General features: G+C 68.2%; 15 protein-coding genes. 7 read left to right on the top strand and 8 right to left on the bottom strand.

Annotation, left to right across the window (positions count from 1 at the left end):
- The first annotated feature begins 50 nt into the window (after positions 1-50).
- Complete coding sequence (locus tag MPARV_RS0107015; RefSeq protein ID WP_020377738.1) at positions 51-905, top strand: sulfotransferase domain-containing protein; 855 nt, start codon at positions 51-53, stop codon at positions 903-905.
- 367 nt (positions 906-1,272) lie between these two features.
- Here the strand turns inward: MPARV_RS0107015 and MPARV_RS25310 are convergent, their stop codons facing one another.
- Together MPARV_RS25310 and MPARV_RS21000 are read right to left on the bottom strand one after the other, a co-directional pair.
- On the bottom strand, positions 1,273-1,731 hold the full coding sequence (locus MPARV_RS25310) for a beta/alpha barrel domain-containing protein (protein ID WP_202948815.1): 459 nt from the start codon (positions 1,729-1,731) through the stop codon (positions 1,273-1,275).
- The gene (locus MPARV_RS21000) at positions 1,682-2,839 is read right to left on the bottom strand and encodes a beta/alpha barrel domain-containing protein (protein WP_202948814.1); all 1,158 of its coding nucleotides are present in this window, start codon (positions 2,837-2,839) and stop codon (positions 1,682-1,684) included. The genes MPARV_RS25310 and MPARV_RS21000 overlap by 50 nt, the downstream gene beginning before the upstream one ends.
- Positions 2,840-2,895: 56 nt before the next feature.
- Here MPARV_RS21000 and MPARV_RS0107005 point away from each other — a divergent pair, with 56 nt between their 5' ends.
- Positions 2,896-3,576, top strand: coding sequence for an isochorismatase family protein (locus tag MPARV_RS0107005; RefSeq protein ID WP_012229595.1), 681 nt, complete (start codon positions 2,896-2,898; stop codon positions 3,574-3,576).
- 62 nt (positions 3,577-3,638) lie between these two features.
- Here MPARV_RS0107005 and MPARV_RS0107000 read toward each other — a convergent pair whose 3' ends face one another.
- The 3 genes from MPARV_RS0107000 to MPARV_RS0106990 form a co-directional block, all read right to left on the bottom strand.
- Positions 3,639-4,025 carry a pyridoxamine 5'-phosphate oxidase family protein gene (locus tag MPARV_RS0107000; protein ID WP_020377737.1) on the bottom strand — a complete coding sequence of 129 codons (387 nt, stop codon included), beginning with the start codon at positions 4,023-4,025 and terminating at the stop codon, positions 3,639-3,641.
- A gap of 61 nt (positions 4,026-4,086) precedes the next feature.
- Positions 4,087-6,723, bottom strand: a complete 2,637-nt coding sequence (locus MPARV_RS0106995) for an FtsX-like permease family protein (RefSeq protein ID WP_020377736.1) — start codon at positions 6,721-6,723, stop codon at positions 4,087-4,089.
- Between the two features lie 28 nt (positions 6,724-6,751).
- Positions 6,752-7,555, bottom strand: a complete 804-nt coding sequence (locus tag MPARV_RS0106990; RefSeq protein ID WP_012229591.1) for an ABC transporter ATP-binding protein — start codon at positions 7,553-7,555, stop codon at positions 6,752-6,754.
- A 79-nt stretch (positions 7,556-7,634) separates the two neighbouring features.
- Here MPARV_RS0106990 and MPARV_RS20995 point away from each other — a divergent pair, with 79 nt between their 5' ends.
- Complete coding sequence (locus MPARV_RS20995) at positions 7,635-11,708, top strand: adenylate/guanylate cyclase domain-containing protein (RefSeq protein WP_172636561.1); 4,074 nt, start codon at positions 7,635-7,637, stop codon at positions 11,706-11,708.
- On the opposite strand, the gene MPARV_RS0106975 is transcribed toward MPARV_RS20995, so the two are convergent.
- Entirely contained in the window at positions 11,705-12,337 is a 633-nt protein-coding gene (locus MPARV_RS0106975; RefSeq protein ID WP_012229588.1) for a peroxiredoxin, read from the bottom strand. The two genes, MPARV_RS20995 and MPARV_RS0106975, sit on opposite strands and share 4 nt — an antisense overlap.
- Positions 12,338-12,692: 355 nt before the next feature.
- On the opposite strand from MPARV_RS0106975, the gene MPARV_RS0106970 reads away from it, so the two are divergent.
- Positions 12,693-13,025, top strand: a complete 333-nt coding sequence (locus MPARV_RS0106970) for a hypothetical protein (RefSeq protein WP_012229587.1) — start codon at positions 12,693-12,695, stop codon at positions 13,023-13,025.
- A 296-nt stretch (positions 13,026-13,321) separates the two neighbouring features.
- Here MPARV_RS0106970 and MPARV_RS0106965 read toward each other — a convergent pair whose 3' ends face one another.
- On the bottom strand, positions 13,322-14,584 hold the full coding sequence (locus MPARV_RS0106965) for an FAD-dependent oxidoreductase (protein WP_202948813.1): 1,263 nt from the start codon (positions 14,582-14,584) through the stop codon (positions 13,322-13,324).
- 55 nt (positions 14,585-14,639) lie between these two features.
- Here MPARV_RS0106965 and gluQRS point away from each other — a divergent pair, with 55 nt between their 5' ends.
- Positions 14,640-15,542 carry a tRNA glutamyl-Q(34) synthetase GluQRS gene (gluQRS, locus tag MPARV_RS0106960; protein WP_020377732.1) on the top strand — a complete coding sequence of 301 codons (903 nt, stop codon included), beginning with the start codon at positions 14,640-14,642 and terminating at the stop codon, positions 15,540-15,542.
- A 6-nt stretch (positions 15,543-15,548) separates the two neighbouring features.
- On the opposite strand, the gene MPARV_RS0106955 is transcribed toward gluQRS, so the two are convergent.
- Positions 15,549-17,885: a penicillin acylase family protein gene (locus MPARV_RS0106955; RefSeq protein ID WP_157789495.1), complete on the bottom strand. Its 2,337-nt coding sequence runs from the start codon at positions 17,883-17,885 to the stop codon at positions 15,549-15,551.
- Positions 17,886-17,936: 51 nt separating this feature from the next.
- Between MPARV_RS0106955 and MPARV_RS22385 the strand changes: the two genes are divergently transcribed.
- Together MPARV_RS22385 and MPARV_RS0106945 are read left to right on the top strand one after the other, a co-directional pair.
- A complete protein-coding gene (locus tag MPARV_RS22385; protein ID WP_012229583.1) occupies positions 17,937-18,662 on the top strand; it encodes a helix-turn-helix domain-containing protein in 726 nt (241 codons plus the stop codon).
- Positions 18,659-19,294, top strand: a complete 636-nt coding sequence (locus tag MPARV_RS0106945; protein WP_012229582.1) for a sterol desaturase family protein — start codon at positions 18,659-18,661, stop codon at positions 19,292-19,294. The genes MPARV_RS22385 and MPARV_RS0106945 overlap by 4 nt, the downstream gene beginning before the upstream one ends.
- The last annotated feature ends 38 nt before the right edge of the window (positions 19,295-19,332 follow it).

Below are 19,332 nucleotides of genomic sequence, written 5' to 3'. Positions count from 1 at the left end.
AGACACCGTCAGCCTTGCGAGCGGCTCGAGAACGTGTACGTCAGCACCCCATGGGTCCGCACCTGGCCTCAGCGGCCAAGGCCGTTCTCAGTCGATACGGAAGGGCCACCGCCGCTCGGCGCCCCCCGCCCGAATTGTTGATCGTGGGTTCCAAGCGGGGTGGCACCACCTCGCTCTGGCAGTACTTGGCCGAGCATCCGGGCATGCTGACCCAGTTCCCCACCCCCAACTCCAAGGGCACCTACTTTTTTTCCGAGGAGTGGCACCGGGGCGAGCGCTGGTGGTTGTCGCACTTTGCATCTACTCGAACGCGTCGCCGGGCCGAGGGTCGGCTTGGGTACGCGCCGGCGACCGGTGAGTCGTCACCGTATGACCTGTATCACCCGCTCGCCCCCGTCCGAGCTGCGCAGGTGGCGCCCGACGCGCTCGTGGTGGCTGTGCTCCGCAACCCGATCGATCGGGCCTACTCACACTGGAAGGAGCGCAGGCGCCATAGCGAGGCGCTCGGCTTTCCCGCCGCCATCGAGGCGGAGGCCGACCGAACAAAGGGGGAGGCGGCCCGCATCCTGGCCGACCCGACGGTCACCTCGTTTGCACATCGTCACCAGAGCTACGTCGATCAGGGTCGCTATGCGCCGATGCTCCAGCGTTGGTTTGACGCGTATGGCCGCGAGCAGGTGATGGTGGTGACCGCCGAGGTGTTCTACGACGACCCGCAGGCCTTCATCGACCGGGTCACCGATCGACTGGGCCTGCCCCGCCATCGGGTGTTGGACACCTCGCCCCGCAACGATGCTCCGTCCGACCCGATGGATGACGACCTGCGTTCGAGGCTGCGAGTGGACCTCGCCGGTGACATCGCCGCGGTCGAGGACCTGCTGGGCATCAGCACCGGCTGGAGCTGACCCCGGCGGTCGGGGCCGCATGCTCGGGGGATGATCGACGAGGCTCCTGTCCACCAGGCGGCGTTGTGTCGGCACGGGCTGCTCACTCGAACCCAGTTGCGGAAGTTCGGCATCTCCCCTGCGATGGAGTGTCGCCGAGTGGCAAGGGGCCGGTGTTGGGCCTGGTTGGTGGTGCTGCGTGCCGTGGTCGACCAGCGCTTCGAGCAGCCGGGGACCGCCGGCGACATGGAGTTCCTGTTCCCTGAGATCCTTGAGGGCACGTCGTTTCAGCCGCCGCCCAGCCAGCGGAAGTTCCAGTGGGGACGGGTGGACTTCGTGTGGGATGACGCGAGGATCAACCGCCACGCCACCGGGAAATGGGCTCCGCCTACCCCAGCTTGGCCAGCAGTTCCTGTTTCAGATCCCACAGCGACTCGGTGATGGACACGTGGTACGTGTGCGGATTGACCAACCGTCGAACGCCGGGCCCGAGGGCGGCCACGTCGGCCCGCCGGCGTTCAGAGATCACCCCAAGGTCGTTCAGCGCTTCCATGCCGCCGTCGCTCACCACCTCGCCGTCAGCGATCACCCGCTGAAGCAGTTCGTCAGCGCCGGCCCACTCCTCGGCTCGAATCACCCGGGAGACATCTGCACGCGAATGGTGGTGCAGCGCCATGGCGGCACCGGGAAGGAGCGCTTCGTCGGCGGTGGACAACACGTCGGCGGTAGCCATGCCCTGCTGATCGGTGACGCGCCAGAGACGTTTCGTCCCCGGGTTGAGCACCTTCTCGGGCGTGTCAGATCGTTTGATGGCGGGCTGCCACGCACCATCTCGTTTCAGCGCCACCAGCTTGTAGACGCCATCGAGGCTGGGTGACCCGTCGCTGGTGGCCAAGCGCGAACCAACGCCGAACACCAGGCGGTTGATCACCGCCTGGGCATCGAGCCCGGCATGGGACGCCTCCTCCTGAATCTGATGGGTGATCTGCCAGATCGTGAGCTCGTCCAGTTGGCTGGACAAGACAATGGTCGCCTCGTCGAAGCCCGCCTGGTTCAGCTGCCCGGGCGGCTTGGATGGCGAGGTAGGCGAGGTCGCCGGAATCCAGGCGAATCCCCACCGGTCGGTGACCCCGGCGGCGGAGACCTTCAAAGACGGCGATGGCGTTGGGAACGCCGCTGCCGAGCGTGTCGACGGTGTCGACGAGTAGCAGGCAATCGTCCGGGTAGGTGTCGGCGTAGGCCTGAAACGCCGCCCGCTCGCCCTCGCCCAGCGCCAGGTAGGCCTGGATCATCGAGTGGGCGTGGGTTCCAGACGGGTCCACCCCCCAGGTGTATCCGGCGGCGGTGTTGGACGTGGAGGTGGCACCGCCCACCAATGCCGCCCGGGTGGCCGCGTCGGCGCCCGCCTCGGCGGCGCGACGCATGCCGAACTCCAGCACGGGACGGCCCAGTGCCGATTCGCTGACGCGGGCGGCTTTGGTGGCGATCAGCGTGGGAAAGTTCAGCCGGTTCAACAGCGGGGTCTCCAGCAGTTGGGCGGCGGCCAGCGGGCCCTCCACCACGGTGATCGGCGTGTTGGGGTGAACCACACGACCCTCGGGCACCGCGTGCAGCGTGAGCGCCGAGAAGTCGAGGTCGGCGAACCAGCCCAGGAAGTCGTCGCCGAACAACGCCTGACCCGTGGAGCTGCGGTGCCCCCGCAACGCCTCCAGGTCGGCGTCGGTGGGGTGCGCGTCGGTCATCCACTTGGCGAACGGCGCCATCCCGGCGGCCACGCAGTACCCGGCCTGGTGCCGTCCGTAGTCCGGGTAGCTGCGGAAGAAGTGCTCAAAACGGGCCGGGCGGTCGGCCAGTCCAGCCCGGAAGTACAGCTGCGCCATGGTCAGTTGGTAGAAGTCGGTCGACAGGATGCCTCCGAGGAGCCTGTCGCCGGTGCCGGTGTGCGGAACGCTCATCCCCGCAACCTACGGCCGCGTGTCCCCGTTGCGGTACGACCGGGTACCTTCGGGCAATGGGCCAAATCTTCAACATGACCAACCCGGATGACGACCTCGGTGGCCTGTTCGCCGATCAGGGCGCACCGCCGCTGGAGCCCGAGCCCGAGGATGATCTACGGCCCCGCTACGACGAGCACACCGCATTGGTAATCGTCGACGTGCAGAATGATTTCGCAGACCCGGGTGGCTCGCTGTTCGTTTCGGGTGGGCCCGAGGTGGTGAAGGCGACCAACGTCGAAATCGCCGAGGCGACTGCAGCCGGTGCGTTCGTCGTGTACTCCCAGGATTGGCACCCGCCGGCCACCCCACACTTCGTGACCGGCGGTGGGCAATGGCCGGTGCACTGTGTTCGCGACACCTGGGGGGCGGAGTACCACGCCGACCTGGTGGTTGACGGTCCGACGGTTCGCAAGGGCACCGGCGGCGAGGACGGTTACTCGGCGTTTACGATGGCCGACCCCGAGTCGGGCGAGACCTCATCGACCGGTCTGGCCGATCTGCTGGAGGAGCGACACATCGAGCGGGTGGTCGTCGTTGGACTGGCGCTGGACGTGTGCGTGAAAGCCACCGCGCTCGATGCCCACTCGCTGGGCTTCACCACCACCCTGGTGCGCGCCGCCAGCGCCCCTGTCGTGGAGTCCGACGGCGAGCGGACCGTGGCGACGCTGGCCAGGATCGGCGTCGCGATCGCGTAATCACCGCCGTTCCATCACGCCCCAAGTTCAGGGGTGGTGGGGGTTGCTCGGACCCACCACGGTCAGGCCCGGCCCCTGATGTTCTCGACCGCGATCTCGATGACCACCCGGTCGTCCCGTTCCTTGGGTTGGCGATAACGCTCTGCGTAGCGATTGACCCCTTCGGCCACCCGGTCGGGCTCCGAGGTCACCACAGCGGGGCCCTCCAGCGACAGGAACCGACCGCCGTCCACCTGACACACCGACGCTCGGCCGCCGTCGACCAGGTTGCGGGCCTTGCGTGAGGGGGCGAACGTGATGACGCGAGCCAGTCCCGCAGCGTCGTCCCAGGTGAAGCCGACCGCAACCGAATGGAGCGATCCGTCGGGAAGCAGCGTGGTGAGCGTGGCCAGGTGACGCTCAACGAGAAACCCGAGTACCTCGGCTGGAACGTTCTTGGGGTCGATCATGCCCAGCGGTCTACCAGGCTGCGCCCACCGGCGGGGTCGGGGTGGCTCGCGCCCGCGGTGGCTACTCGTATCCGATTGCCGAGAGGATGGGCCGACGGGCGGCCCGCCCGGCTGGCCACCAGCCGGCCGCCATGCCGGCGATGGCCCCACCCAGACCCAGCACCACCAACTGCACCCACGGCACGTGGATGGTGGCTGCCGCGATGTTGCCCGACAGCACGGTGAACAGACCCGCACCAAACCACACGCCCAGGGTGATACCCACCGACGTGCCGATGGAGGCCATGATCACCGACTCGGCCAACACCAGGCGACGGACCTGGACGCGCGTGGCCCCCACAGATCGCAGCAGTCCCAGCTCGCGGGTGCGCTCGTAAATCGAGAGGTACAGCGTGTTGACGATGCCGAACAACGACAGCAGCACGGTGAACCCCAGCATCACGTACACCAGGTTGAGAGCCAGGTTGAACGTGGCCACCGTGTCGTCGAGCCACTGCGGGACCAGTTGCGCCTTGGCGGCGGGTGCAACCCGTCTCAGCTCGCCGTCGATCCGGTCGGCGACCACGGTCGGGTCGGAGCCCGGCGTGACCGAGATGTAGTAGAGCGCGTCCTGGCGGAAGGCCACGGCGGTCACGTCATCGAGGTTCTCCATGGGCATCAGGAAGCTCGCTGTGCCGATGGGGCCCTCGAACAACAGGGAGATGGGGTACTCAACCGCCCCAACCTGGGGGTAGAACACGCTGATGCTGTCGCCGACCGCCCATGCGTTGGCACGAGCGGTGTCCGCGTCAACGGCGACCGTGCCCGGCGTCAGCGAAGCCGCGGTCCCGCCGATGAGCGGCACCTTGACCAGCGAGAAGAACGGCTTGGGGTCGACGCCCGAGACCGATCCGCCCCCGGTGGGGTTGCCGTCGACTCCGGTGACCGTGGCAGGAATGAATCGCACTCGGGCCAGGGTGTCCACGCCGCTGGTGGCGGCCACGTCACCCATCACGCCCTCGGGGAGCCCGCCGGAGGTGGCGCCGCCCAGGCCGGATGACACCACGATCTGGCCGCGCAACTGATCTGAGAAGCCGGCCTTGACGCTGCCGACCAGCGAGGCGACGAACACCGCCAGTGTGGTGGCGATGGCCACGCCGATGGTCAGCGCCGCCGCCGTGGCGGTGGTACGGCTGGGATTGCGGCGTGCGTTTTCGCCGGCGATGTGTCCCACCGGACCCCCGCCCAACCGAAGGGGCCAGCCGATGATCCGACCGACCGGCCCGACCACCACCGGCCCCACTACGAGGAACGACAGCAGGGTGATCGCAGCGCTGACTGAGAACACCACGGTGCGCAGGTTGACCGCTGTGGCAGCGGTGCCCGCCGCTGGATCGCCCGCAACGAGGGTCAGCCTGGCGTTGGCGTCGATGGCGAACAGCGCCAGCGACCCGGCGGCCAGGCCCCCCAGCGCCATCACCATGCCCAGCAACCGACGGGTAACAGAACCGCGTCCCCGGTCCTCCGCCACCTCGCCGAGTGCAGCCACCGGGGAGATGCGGGTGGCCCGCCAGCCCGGCACCATCGAAGCCGCCACTGTGGTCGCCACGCCCACGATCAGGCTGCCGAATACCACCAAGGGCGTCAGCGTTGGCACCGTGGTGGGCAACGTGATCAGGTTCCCCACCAGTTGTAACAGGCCGATGACCCCCACCACGCCAATGCCCAGTCCGACGATCGATCCGAGCACACCCACGAGCGTCGCCTCGATCATGATCGAGCCGAGCACCTGGGCGCGGCTCGCACCGCAGGCACGCATCAACGCCAACTCCCTCGTGCGCTGGGTGATCAGGATCGAGAAGGTGTTCGCGATGATGATGCCCCCGACGAACAGCCCCACGTAGCCAAAAACCGACACCAATTGGGTCAGCAGTCCCAACGCGCCGCCGGCCTGTTTTTGGGTATCGGCCACGTAACGCTCGCCGGTGACCGCCTCGTATCCGGGTGGCAGTGAATCGTTCACGCGGTCGGCCAACCCCTGCTGGCCGACGCCGGGGGCGGCCCGCAGGGTCACGAACGCGAACTGGCCGTCGGCACCGGTGAACTCCATTGCCTGCTCGGAGGAGAGAAACACCACCCGGGCGCCGATGTTGTCCTCGCCGGTCGGGCCCAGCCCGCCGATGCCCACCACCTGGTAGCTGCGCAGGCCGACGGCACCCTGGAGCGACATGGTGTCCCCAACCCGAATGTGTTCGTCGGCGGCGGTCCGCGGGTCCAACACGATCTCGGTGGGCTTCTTGGGGGGGCGACCCACCACCAACGCGCCCTGGGCCAGTTGGGGGTCGGCAATCCAGTTGGTGACGAGCGTGGGGACCAATCCCGAGTCGATTGGTTCGCCGCCGGGGCCGATCACCCGACCGAACCCCTGCACCACCCCTGCGACCCCGGCCACCCCGTCGACGTCGTCAACGTCATCGACCAGGTCGGCGGGCACCGTTTGGCGCACCTCGGCAAAAGCGGAGGTCTGCACCGACGTGGAGCGCACCACTGCATCGGTGCCCTCGAGGGTCGAGGAGATCAGGCCGGTCGCCGTCTCGGTCAGGGTGTTGCCCAGCAGTTGGATGCCGGACAGAAAGGCGACACCGAGCACGACTGCCAGCGCGGACAGCGCCAGCCTGGTTCGGTGGCCCCGCAGCCCGGTCAGCGCAATGCGGATCATGGGGTGGGGCTGCCGACGTCCGTCCTGCTCAGTTGCCCAAGCCCTTCATACGGTCGAGTACCGATTCGGCGGTGGGCTGTTGCAGGTCACCGACCACGCGGCCGTCGACCAGGAAGATCACCTGGTGGGCATAGCTGGCCGCCACCGGGTCATGGGTGACCATCACAACCGTCTGGCCGTAGTCGTCGACGGCCGAACGCATGAAGCTGAGTACCTCGGCACCAGAGGTGGAGTCGAGGTTGCCGGTGGGCTCGTCGGCAAAGATGATCTGGGGACGGGTGGCCATCGCCCGGGCCACCGCCACCCGCTGTTGCTGGCCGCCTGACAGTTCGCTGGGACGGTGCGACAGCCGGTCGGTCAATCCAACGGTGCCGATGACGGTGTCCAGCCAGCCCTGATCCGGCTTGGTGCCGCCCAGGTCGAGTGGCAGGGTGATGTTCTCCGACGCGGTCAACGTGGGGATCAGGTTGAATGCCTGAAACACGAACCCCACCTGCTCGCGCCGCAGCAGGGTGCGTTCCTTGTCGGACAGTGTCGACAGATCGGTGTCGCCGATGAACACCTGGCCGGCCGTCAGGGTGTCGAGCCCGGCCATGCAGTGCATCAGGGTGGATTTGCCCGAACCGGAGGGCCCCATGATGGCGGTGAAGCGGGCCGACGGAAATGCGACGGTCACGTCGTTGAGTGCCAGCACCTGGGTGTCGCCCGCTCCGTAGGCCTTCGTGGCGCCGACCGAGTGGGCCGCCGGTGCATCAGTCGCCACGCCTGAACCACCGGGCACCGAGGACGAATAGGGGGTTGATCCGGTCGGAGGTACAGGAAATTCACTCATCTCCCCACGCTACCGGCTGAGCGGCTTCGCTCACGTCGGGGGGCAGTGATCCGGCCTGGGCGCACGTAGTCTCTCAAGGGTGAAGTGTCCGTCCTGTGGAGCCGAGGTTCCACCCGGCTCGCGGTTCTGTGGGACCTGCGGGATGCCCCTGGGCGTCCCGACCGAGGAGCGACGCGTGGTCAGCGTGCTGTTCGCCGACCTGGTGGGGTTTACGGGCCTGTCCGAACGGCTCGACCCGGAGCAGGTGAAGCACCTGGTGGACGGTGCCTTCGAGCGGTTGGTGCAGGACGTGGTCAGCTTCGGTGGAAGGGTCGACAAAATCGTCGGCGACGCCATCGTGGCGCTCTTTGGTGCGCCCCTGGCACACGAGGACGATGCGGAGCGGGCAGTGCGGGCGGCCCTGCGTATGCAGGAGAGCCTCGCCGACTTCGCAGCCGAGACCGGGGTGGAGGTGCGCATGAGGGTGGGCGTCAACACCGGCGAGGTGCTGGTGGGGGCATTACGCGCGGGTGGCGACTACACGGCCATGGGCGACGTGGTGAACCTGGCGTCTCGGCTCCAGACCTCGGCCGACCCCGGTTCGGTGCTGGTGGGCGAACCCACCCGTCTGGTCACCGAGGACACGATTGCCTACGAATCCCGGGGGAGGTTGGTGGTTCGTGGCCGGGATCAACCGGTTGAGGCGCACCGTGCGCTGGAACCCATCGCCCGGCCAGGCGAGCGCCCGTGGTCTCCCCGGGTGCCCCTTGTGGGTCGACACTCCGAGATTTCACTGCTGGGCGATGCCCTGACCGGCTCGATCGACCGAAGCCGGGCGCTGGTGATGCTGCTCAGCGGGGACGCCGGGGTGGGCAAGAGCCGCCTGGCCGACGAACTGGCCCATCGGGCCGCCGGGCTGAACGGGGCGCGGGTCTTCACCGGTCGGTTTATCCCGTATGGCGAGGCCAATCAGTTCTCGGCGATCGCCGAGGTGCTGCGGCAGGGATTGTCCCTTTCCGAGGATGCTGACGAGGACGAGACCCGACAAGCGACGGTCGCGTCGGTGAACGACCTGCTCGACCCGGTGGTGGACGGCAACGACCTCGACGGCGTGGTCAACGGCCTGTTGCACCTGCTCGGTCACGACAGCCCGCTGCGCGGCACCGACCCGGGCCGGGCGCGGGTGGAGGCCACCAGGGCCCTGGTCAGCTACATGTCGGCCTCGATCCGTCGTGGCCCCATCGTGGTGCGGTTGACCGACCTGCACTGGGGCGACGATTCGGTACTGGCGCTGATCGACGAGATGGTGGAGCGGCTGGCCGCCCATCCGCTGGTGGTGTTGGCGACCGCCCGCCGGTCGTTGGCCCGCCGCTGGTCTCCCCGCGCCGGGCGTCATGACCTGCTGATGATGAACCTCGACCCGCTCGGGGCTGACGACGCCCAACTGCTGCTGCGTCGGCTGACCCGTGACCGGGAGTTGACCGAAGACGTGGCCGCCGAGTTTTTGGAGCGCAGCGGCGGTAATCCGTTGTTTCTCGAAGAACTCGTCAGGTTTGTTCGCCGTCAGGACGACGGCCGTGAAAGCGCCGCTGACGGCTCAGGCGAGCGGCTCGAGGGCCTGCGGTCCATACCCGAACTGCCCGACACGTTGCGGGGCCTCTTGTCGGCGCGGATGGATGCACTCACCGGGCCCGAAGTGGAGGTGGTGGAGGATGCCGCTGTGTGGGGCCCCACCGGTTCGCTCCTGGTCCTCGAGGAAATGGGCCGGGCCAGAGGTGTTGATGCCGGCCTGGTGTCCACCACGGTTCGGCGTCTCGCCGAAAAAGAGGTGTTGGTGCTCGACGGGGTCGACTGGTGCTTTCGCAATGATGTGCTGCGAGAAGTGGCCTACGGTCGACTGACCAAGACAGAACGACTGCGTCGGCACAGTGATGTGGCCACGTACCTCGGCGGTCTGGCCGAAGGGCGGGATGCCGACGACGGCCTGGTGGAGGCGGTGGCACGGCACTTCACCGAGGCGGCGCTGTTGCAGCGGGGACTCCTCGAATCCGATCAGGTCGGTCCGCAGCTTGACGACGCCGCGTTGGCGTGGACCGAGGACGCTGCCGCCAGGGCCGAAGCCGCCGCCAACTGGCTGCTCGCCGATCGGCTTTTCGGGCGGGCGCTCGAGGTGTTGGACGACTCCGACGATGAGCGACGGCTGGCCTACCTGCTGGGTCGGGCCGGTGCCCGGCTGCAGCGCTGGGCCATCAACGAGGCCGGTGCCGACCTCGACGAGGCCGACTCGTTGACCGGCGGCCGCCCGGTCGCTCAGGCCAGGGTTGACCTGCTTCGATCCGATTTGGAGCGCCGTCGGGGTCGCTTCGAACGGGCCGGCCGGCTGGCCGGGGAGGCGTTGGAGGCGCTGGTCGGTGTCGGCGCCACCGCCGAACTGGCGGAGGCCTACCGCATGCAGGCGATGATCCGTCTGTTCAGCGGGGCGGTGGCAGATGCAGAACAACCGGCGACTCAGGCGCTTGATCTTTACCACCGGCTTGGGAATCCCCAGGGCGAGGCCTGGGCCACCCAACACCTGGCCTGGATAGCCTTCATGTTGGGGCGTATCGAGGAGGGCGAGCGCCGCATCGAGGCCTCCGTCCGGATGTTCGAGGCGGTCGGGGATCGCACCGGCATGATGTGGTCATTGGGGCTGGAGGCCAACCTGCTGTTCCATAACGGGTTCGCCGAGGCGGCTGCCGAGGTGGCCGAGGTGGTGTTGGAGGAGGCCCGGCTCAGCGACAACGCCTGGGCCGAGGGGATGATGGTGTCGGTCCTCGCTCAGGTCGATCTGTGGCGGGGCGCCACCGACGTGGCGTTGACGGGTGCCGAGCGGGCGGTGGAACTGCTTGGGCCGTTGGGTGATCCGTTCGGCCTCACGCAGGCCCGCATGCTGCTGGGTCGTGCGTTGGTGATGGCAGGTCGGGTGCAGGCGGGCCTTGCCGAACTCGATCGCGCCACGAGAGAGAACGGGGACAAGCTGACCAACCAGTTCGTCACCAAAGCAGTGGTCGACTCGTTGATCGGAGACCTCTCGGCGGGTGCCGCCAGACAACTCCTGGGTGATCCTCCCGCCGTTCGCAATATTGGCTCGTTGGAGGTGGTGACAGCGGCGGCACTGGCATTGATTTGTGATGGGGCCGACGAGGAGGCGCGTTCGGAACTGTTGGTGTTTTCGGTGGCCGAGTCAGGGACCGATGCGGGGGCGGCGTTGGGTGGCGACCGTGGTCTGGCACCTTGGCGCCGCGACCTGGACCTGTTGCGCAGTGGGCAACACCGTCGTCGCATGGCCCGGGGTGAGGCCGCCTGGGATGGTGGTGGCGACCGGGGTCTGATGTTGGAGGTGGATCCCACCGAGCGACTCGACGGCGGTGAGGGTGCCGATACGTGGGATGACGTCAGGCGGGTCTCTGCACAGATGGAACGCCCACCCAGTTGGTCGCTCCACCTCAGCAATCTTTCGCCGACGACCGGTGCCGACCCGGCCACGGCCGACGCGGCTGTCGAGCCTGGCACCCCCTTCCCCCCGGACGAGCCACTGCTGGCGGTGGCGGGTCCGGCGTACCCCGACGATGTCGGCCCCGATGACAGCGCTGACCCCGGGGCTCGCTCCGGCGAGGACGCGGGTGTCTGCGAGGGGGCCGGCGGTGGAGCGGGTGATGTCGAGGCGGCGTCCGATCCGACCGATGGCCCGGGCGAATCGTCAGAGACCGGTGGGGTGTTGCCGGAGCTTGCTGCTGCCGCCTCGCGTTACCCGGCGCTCGGGGCCGTTGCCGCGCTGGCAGAGGCGGTCGGCGATCAGCCCGAGCGGTCCGAGGTGTTGGAACGCCTGGTCTTGGCATCCCAACGTGCCACCTACCATGACCGGGCGTTGGCGCTGTTGTCGGTCGCTGTGGCCGCAGCCCGCACCGATCGGCCAACCGACGCGATCGTGGCGATCGAGGGCGCTCGTGCTCAGGTTGGGGCCACCGGCGACCGATTGGCCGGTGCGATTGTGGCCCTGGGCTCGGCCCAAATCGCCACCTCGGTGGGTGACGATCGGGCCGAGGACTGGGTGCGCTCGGCCGAGGTTGCCTGGGAGGATCTGGCGGTCAAACCCAAGGGGTGGCGTCGGCTCTGGCGTCGGGTGTTGCCTTAACCGTTGAGGTCGACCAGGCGCAGGTAGGGCTTCTGCTCCTCCCAGCCCTGGGGGAACAGTTCCTTGGCGTCTTCATTGGAGAGCGCCGGAACGATGATTGCCCGATCCCCGTCGGTCCAATCGGCCGGGGTTGCCACCTTGCGCTCCGAGGTCAACTGCAGCGAATCGATGACCCGCAACAGTTCCTGAAAGTTGCGCCCCGTTGACGCCGGGTAGGTGAGTGTCAGCTTCACCGTGTTGTCCGGACCGATGACGAACACCGACCGGACGGTCAAGGTGTTGCTGGCATTGGGGTGGATCATGTCGTAGAGGTCGGCGACGACGCGATCGGGATCGGCGATCATGGGGAAGTTCAAGGCGGCGCCCTGGGTCTCCTCGATGTCCTTTGCCCATTCGTGATGGTCCTCGATGGGGTCGACGGAGAGCCCGATCACCTTGGTGTTGCGCTTCTCGAACTCGTCCTTCAGCTTGGCGACGGTGCCCAACTCGGTGGTGCAGACGGGGGTGAAGTCCTTCGGGTGACTGAACAGAACCGCCCAGCTGTCACCTTTCCATTCGTGAAACCTGAGTTCTCCGTCGGTGGTGTCGGCGGTGAAATCGGGTGCTTCGTCTCCGAGGCGTACGGCCATGGTCTGACTCCTTGTGGTTCGTTGCTGGGGGTGTGTTCTGATCCCATCCCTCGTCGGGAGGTCTGGGTCGATGATGGCGGTCACGCCGGTACGGCGTGACCGCCTCAATACCCGACTAAAGTAGTCGGGTATCTCGGAGGTTCCTAATCCCGACAAGGTTTGTCGGGAATTGGGTCGATCAGCGACTGAGGCGAGGCTCCCGGTGGAGACGTGTCGCAATTCGGTGACAAACGTCATGCTTACTTTTGCTAGCACTGAGTTGACTCCAGTTGCATCGCTAGCTACAGTTAGCAGTGTTCCAACGAAGAGCAAGCGGCTCGGCACTCCAGATCGGGCCCCGCCAGGAGGCACCAATATGAGCACCACCATCCTTGATCGAGTAGTTGAAGTTCAGGACCAGGTTGTCGACGGTCTCGGCAAGGCCAAGAGCCCGGCCGTGAACGCCACCGAGACCGCCACCAAGTTCGTCCAGGAGCGGGTCGAGGTCGCATTGCGCCCCGTGCCCATGGCCGAGAAGCTGCCGACCCCCGAAGAGGTGCTGAACGCCCACTTCGACTTCGCCGGCAAGCTGCTCGACACGTCGAAGGACGTCGCCCTCGCCGTGGCCAAGGCCGCCGCTCCGGTCACCAACAAGTGGCTGGACCGCAAGCCCAAGCCAGTGCGTGCCGCCAAGAAGTCGGCCGCCTGATCGGCCGGGCGGCAACACGCCGCCCATCGGGTCTCCGCCGCTGTCCCCCCGACGGCGATGACCCGAAGTTCTGGAGATCGGGGACCCACCCTCCCCCCCCTCGGGTCCCCGAATCTCCATCTTCCGTTCGCACTCCGTTCTCCCCCCTTACGTGACGTGCGAACGCTGACCGGCCCCCCTCAGTGGGGGCCGGTCGTCTTTTTCCTCAGGTACTCCACAGCTCCACAGCTCCACAGCTCCACAGCTCCACAGCTCCACAGCTCCACAGCTCCACCGCTCCACCGCCCCGGGTCCGGTCAGCGCAACTCCTCGGCGACGCGCTCCCCGATGGCCAGGCTTGCGGTTGCGGCCGGTGACGGCGCGTTCAGCACGTGGGTGATCCGGCCGGTCCGCGCAAGCACGAAGTCGTCCACCAGGCTGCCGTCGCGTCGCAGCGCCTGGGCACGGACCCCTGCCGGTGAGGGCGTCAGGTCGTCGGCCGTGATCTCTGGAACCAGCTCCGATACCGAGTCGGCGAAACGCCGCCTCGACCATGACCGAATGACCTCGTCGATGCCGACCCGCCAATATCGACCTGCCAGACGCCACAGCGCAGGGTTGATTGCCAGGCCCGCCACCTCGGCCGGATCGACACGGCCCCACGTGTAACCGTCCCGGGCCAGGGCCAGCACGGCGTTGGGTCCCGCGTGAACCTCGCCGTCGACACCTCGGCTGAGGTGTACCCCCAGAAACGGCAGGTCCGGGTCGGGGACGGGGTAGATCAGTTCCCGCACCAGGTCGCCCGCACGTTCTCCCAGCCGGTGGTACTCGCCTCGAAACGCCACGATGCGCAACCAGTTACGGCCGGGCCGGGTATCCGGGGGATTCGGTGGTTGCGGCCCGCCTGGTCGATCTGGCCCGGGCATGGGCGCCACGGCGCCGGTTGCCAGCTTGTCGGCCCACAGCCCGGCGCAGGCCACCACCTGTCCGGCGCGCACGGTGCCGTGGTCGGTGTGGATGCTGACGCCTGAGCGCTCGTCGACCAGTTCGATCACCTTCCAACCCAGGCGTAGGTCATCGGGTCCCAGCTCGGCGAGGCGACGCACGACAGCCCGGTAGTCGATCACTCCGGTCTCCGGCACGAACAGCCCGGCTATCCCAACGGCGTGGGGCTCGTGGTCGGCGATCCCGTTCGGGCCCAGTCGATCGGCCTGGACACCGTTGGCCGCGCCGCGCCGGGCCAACTCGTCCAGCCTGGCCCGCTGGTCGAGGCGGGTGGCCACCACCACCTTCCCCCCAATGCGGTGCGGAATCCGGTGCTCGACGGCGAATTCCACCAGCGCCGCCCGACCCCGCACCGCCAGCTCGGCCTTCGACGAGCCGGGCCGGTAGTACAGCCCGCTGTGCAGCACGCCCGAGTTGCGGCCGCTCTGGTGATGGGCCGGTTCGTGCTCCTGCTCCAGCACCACGATGCGGCGGTTCGGGTGCCTCTGGCGCGCGGCCCAGGCCACCGCCAGGCCCACGATGCCGCCCCCCACCACAACCACGTCGGCATCGATCGGTTCGGTGCTGTTGACCACCGTGCCAGTCTGCCTGCGCCGGCCGCGCGCCGCACTTGATGGGACACTGGTGGCCATGGCCAACGGTCGGTTCGCTCCCAGCCCTTCGGGCCCGCTGCACCTGGGCAACCTTCGAACCGCCATGCTGGCCTGGCTGTTCGCCCGCAGCTCCAATGGCCGATTCGCCATGCGCATGGAAGACCTGACCACCGGCGCGGCGCCGGTCGCCGAGGCGGAGCAACTCGGTGACCTCGCGGAGATCGGTCTCACTTGGGATGGGCCGATCACGCGTCAGTCCGAGCACGCCGACCGCTACCGGTCGGCCCTGACGCAATTGGAGGACGAGGGCCGCACCTACCCGTGTTTCTGTTCGCGCCGTGAGATCCGTGAGGCCGCGGCAGCGCCTCACGGCGAAGTTGGTCTGGGTGCCTACCCGGGGAGCTGCCGAACTTTGGGGTCGGTCGAGCGGGAGCGTCGCGCCGAAAGCCGCCCGCCGGCCCTCCGGCTCGATGCCGGCGCCGCCGAGGTCCAGGTGACCGATGCGCTGAAGGGCCCACTCACCAGTACGGTCGATGATTTCGTGCTGCGCCGAGGCGACGGTGTGGCCGCCTACAACCTGGCCGTCGTGGTGGACGACGCGGCCGAGGGGGTCGAGCAGGTGGTGCGCGGCGATGACCTGTGGACCTCCACCCCGCGACAGGTACTGCTGGGTCGGCTGCTCGGCCTGCCCATTCCCAACTTTGCTCACGTACCGCTGGTGCTCGGTCCTGGCGGCGAGCGTCTGGCCAAGCGCGATGGTGCCGTCACGCTGGCCGATCGGAAGGCGTTGGGGGAGACGCCGGCCGAGGTTCGAGCGGCCCTGGCTCGAAGCTTGGGGCTGGCCAAGCCGGGGGAGGAACCGGCAATGGCTCAGCTGATCGCCCGGTTCGACCCGGCACGCCTTCCGGTCGAAACCTGGGCGTTTCACGCCGGCAGGTGATCTCTGTCAGGTGGGCCGTGTCCCTGCGACCACCTGGCTGGTCAGATTGGGATCGCAGCCGATGTCGGTGTCGGTGAACAGCAAGGGTCGGAGATCTCCGGCGGCGAATGCCCTGGCGCCGTCGGCGTGGTGGGCCGATTTCGGATCGCCGCTTTGCCCCGACGCCAGCACGCCCCACCCAATCGGACCGTTCGTGGTCAGCTCCACTGCGAAAAGGAATGTCGCACCGTAGGTCACCTGGTAGCCGCCTTGAGCGAGTCCGGAGGTGGCCGCCCGTTCGGCGATCGGGTCCTTCACGGTGGGTAACGGCTGGCGGGTGGCCAGGCTGAGCGCCCCGGACGGGCCCAGCACGTTCAGCACCCCTTCCCCTTCGCTTCCGCCCGGCACCGGCACCCGTTTGCCGTTGCGGTCGGCCCACTGGCATTCACTCAGCGCAGTGTTGAGGACAACGCCCGCACACCCCAGCGCAACGACGGCGGCGTCGACGGCCCGCAACAACGCGCCGTGGTCGGTGGCCAGGCCGGACGGTGTCTCCAGCGGCGCGGCGGGGTCGAAGGGCACCTTGAACAGCGTCCCGGCGTTGCGGAGGTCGGCGGCACCGATGGTGGCCATGATCTCGCGCCACAGGGCGGTGCCGGGGTCGTTCAGCCCGGCGGTGTCGCCCCACGCCGTCAACACGTCGGCGACTTCGGCGCGACCCTCGGCTCGACAGACGGTGACCACCTCGTCCTTCAGCAACTCGGCGCTGAGCGAGGCTCCGTCGAGCACGGCCGCGATCAGGTCGGTGACGTCCACGCCGCCTCGTTGGGTCAGCGCCTGGGCCAGACGCAGGTTCTGGCGGGTGCGCAGGCTGAGGGGCGTGCGTTCCAACCCGCACAGCACCGAGTATCCCTCCAAAGGGTCATCGGGGTGGCTCAGCCAATGGCTGTCGTTGGCGTTGACGAGGATGTCGCGGCGCAGCAGCTGGGGGTGCCGATCGAAGGGCTCCAACCCGGGCCGGGCGGCTTCGGGATGGTCGAGCCAGTCGTCGTCCGGGTCGCTGCCATCGGTCAACGCCACCCGGTTCTCGTACAGCAGGGCGGCCACCAGGTCCTCGGACAGGCGGCCGGTGAATCGGGCCTGAGCTGCGCTGCTCAGGTGTGGGGTGGCCGACGCGTCGGCGTACCAGGCTGCCCCGGATGTGTCTGCTGCCAGGGTGTTGGCCCAAGGCATGGCGTCCAGCCGGGTGTAGGTGGCGCGCAACTCGGCCACGTCGGCACAACGGTTGGCCGCCACGAACTGCTCGAGGACGGCGGTGTTGGTGTCGTTGGCGTCGCGGTAGGCGAAGCCGACCTCGTTGCCCCACCCCAGCAGCGGCAGGTTGACCATCGGGCCGTGGTGAGTGCGCCACAGTGTTCGTTCCACCGGCTCGATCGAGCCGTCGGGGGCAAGCACGTCGACGCTGTACCAGGCCGACGTCATGTCGCGGACCTCGTCGCCGAAGCGATAGCGGGTGGGCTCGCCGGGATGCAGCTCCAGCCTGCTGAGGGTGAATCGGCTGCCGCCCGAGAAGGTGTGGGTCCAGGCGAGGGTGCGGTTGAAGCCGATCTGCACGCCGGGTAGGCCCAGCAACGACACGCCGTACACGTCGAGTTCGCCGGGCAGGGTGAGGTGGCACTCCCAGAACCGGGCCTCGCCATACCAGGGGAAGTGCGGGTTGCCCAGCACCATGCCGTGGCCGGAGGCGGTGACATCGCCGCCGACGGCCCAGCCGTTGGAGGCGCCGGGTGCCGTCTGTCCCAGGGCCGAGTCGGGCGACGCCGGGACAGGGCCCTCGGGGCCGGGTGCCTCCGCCCGCCCGATGAGGCTCACCAGGTTGCGGCCGCTGGCCATCATGGCCACGTCGGCGAAGTAGGCGTAAAACACCTCTTCGCCCACCGGCTCGATCCACCGGGCGGGGGAGCCGTCGCAGTTGCAGGCCCACGCGGCCGCGCCACCGCTGTGTTGGGCCTCGGCCGCCACCTGGTTGTATCCGGCCACGTAGCCCGTGATGATCTCCCGCACATGGGATGGTTGTGCCTCGCGCATCGCCCGGCCTCGCCCCAGCACGTCGAGTGCCAGGTAGCCCAGATCGCTGGCTACGTTGGCGTCGGCGGCGCCGGGCCCGTGGTGGGCGGCCAGCGAGCTGCGCACTTTCACCAGCTGGTCGGCGATGATCGCCAGGTTGTCCTGAGCGCATGCCAGGCCTTGACCAAAGCCAACGTCGCCCCAGGTCTTGCCCTCGATGTGAGCGACACCTCCGGTGGTGCGGCGCAGGGTGGCCTCGTAGGTGTCGTCGCCGGTCTGTTGCATGGTGTCCCTCACAGCCTGATCGTACCCCTTGACTCCGAAATCTAATGACGTTAGGTTTCCTACGTGGCTACGGAAACTGATCGTCGAACCCGTAAACGCATCGCCCGGCGTCGCGAACTGCTCGACATTGCGGCCGACCTCTGGGACGAAGGCGGCCCCGAAGCGCTGACCCTGGCCGCCATCGGCGAACGGGCCGACCTCACCGCGCCGTCGCTGTACACCTACTTCCCCTCAAAGTCGGCCATCGTTGCGGCGTTGCAGCGGGAGGCGTTGGAGGTGCTGGCCCAGGTGGCCCGGGAGGCGGTGGGCTCGTGGCAGGCGCCCGCTGATGCAGAGCCGCAGGCGGTGGCGCTGGCTCGCCTGGTGGCCTTCTCCGATCTCACCATGAGCGGCCCCGCGAAGTACCCGAGGGAGTTCGGGCTCCAACAACGGCTGATGGCAAACCCCGGCCTCCAAGACCTCGATGATGCCGCCGGGGTGTTGCCGGCCGCTCTTGGGGCGCTGACCGTCCCCGTCCAACTGATCGATCAGGCGGTCAGGGCAGGGGCGCTCGGAGACGCCGGCGCCGGCGCCTCGGCCGACAGCGGCGATTCGTCGATGGTTCGGGCCGTCCGCTGGCTGGCTGCGCTCAACGGCGTACTGGCAACCGATTCGCTGCCCGTTGGGGTGCCCGCCGATGGCCACACCATGGGGCGGCTGCTCAGCGGCGACCTGCTGCGGGGCTGGGGTGCCAACCCCGAACGACTCACCGAAGCGGTCGCTCTGGCCGATGATTGGAAGATCCGATGACCCAATTGCTGTGGATGCTCGTCGCCTTTGTTGGGGGGTGGGTTGCCTGGACGCTCGCCGAATACCTGCTGCACCGCTTTGCCATGCACGCCTTGGGGGGCAAGGGCATCATGAGCCGTGAGCACCTTGAGCATCACGTGACGTCGTCGTGGACGTTCGATCCCGTCATCCTGCTCGCATGGCTGGGCATCTTCGTGGTCGGGTGCGCCGCCTGGATACCGCTCGCTCGACTGGCCGGAGCCTCATGGCCGGTCGCCGCGTCGATCGCAGCGGGTTGGGCCATCGGCTACTTCTTCTACGAGTTCTTCCATGCCCGGGCCCACCTGGTTCCGCCCACCGGCACCTACAGCACCTGGCTGCGCCGCCACCACTTCCACCACCACTTCGGCCATCCGATGGCCAACCACGGGGTGAGCGTCATGTGGTGGGATCGGGTGTTCGGCACGCTGGAGCGGCCCGACACCGTCCGGGTGCCACGCCGCCTGGCCCTGCCGTGGCTGGTCGATGAATCCGGTGAACTGCTCTCCGAGTTCGCCGACGATTACCGCCTGGTCGGCTCGGCCGAAGCCGGCGACCGCGAGGCGATGCTGGACCGGGCAAGGGCCTTCGCCTCGGCGGCACCCGTCGACTGAGCGCCAGACGCGCGATCACCCGCCACCGGATGCAGCAT

It is taken from the genome of Candidatus Microthrix parvicella Bio17-1 (genome assembly GCF_000299415.1).
Lineage (GTDB): Bacteria > Actinomycetota > Acidimicrobiia > Acidimicrobiales > Microtrichaceae > Microthrix > Microthrix parvicella.
Note: the sequence above shows the minus strand (reverse complement) of the source record. Positions and strands in the feature narration are given on the sequence as shown.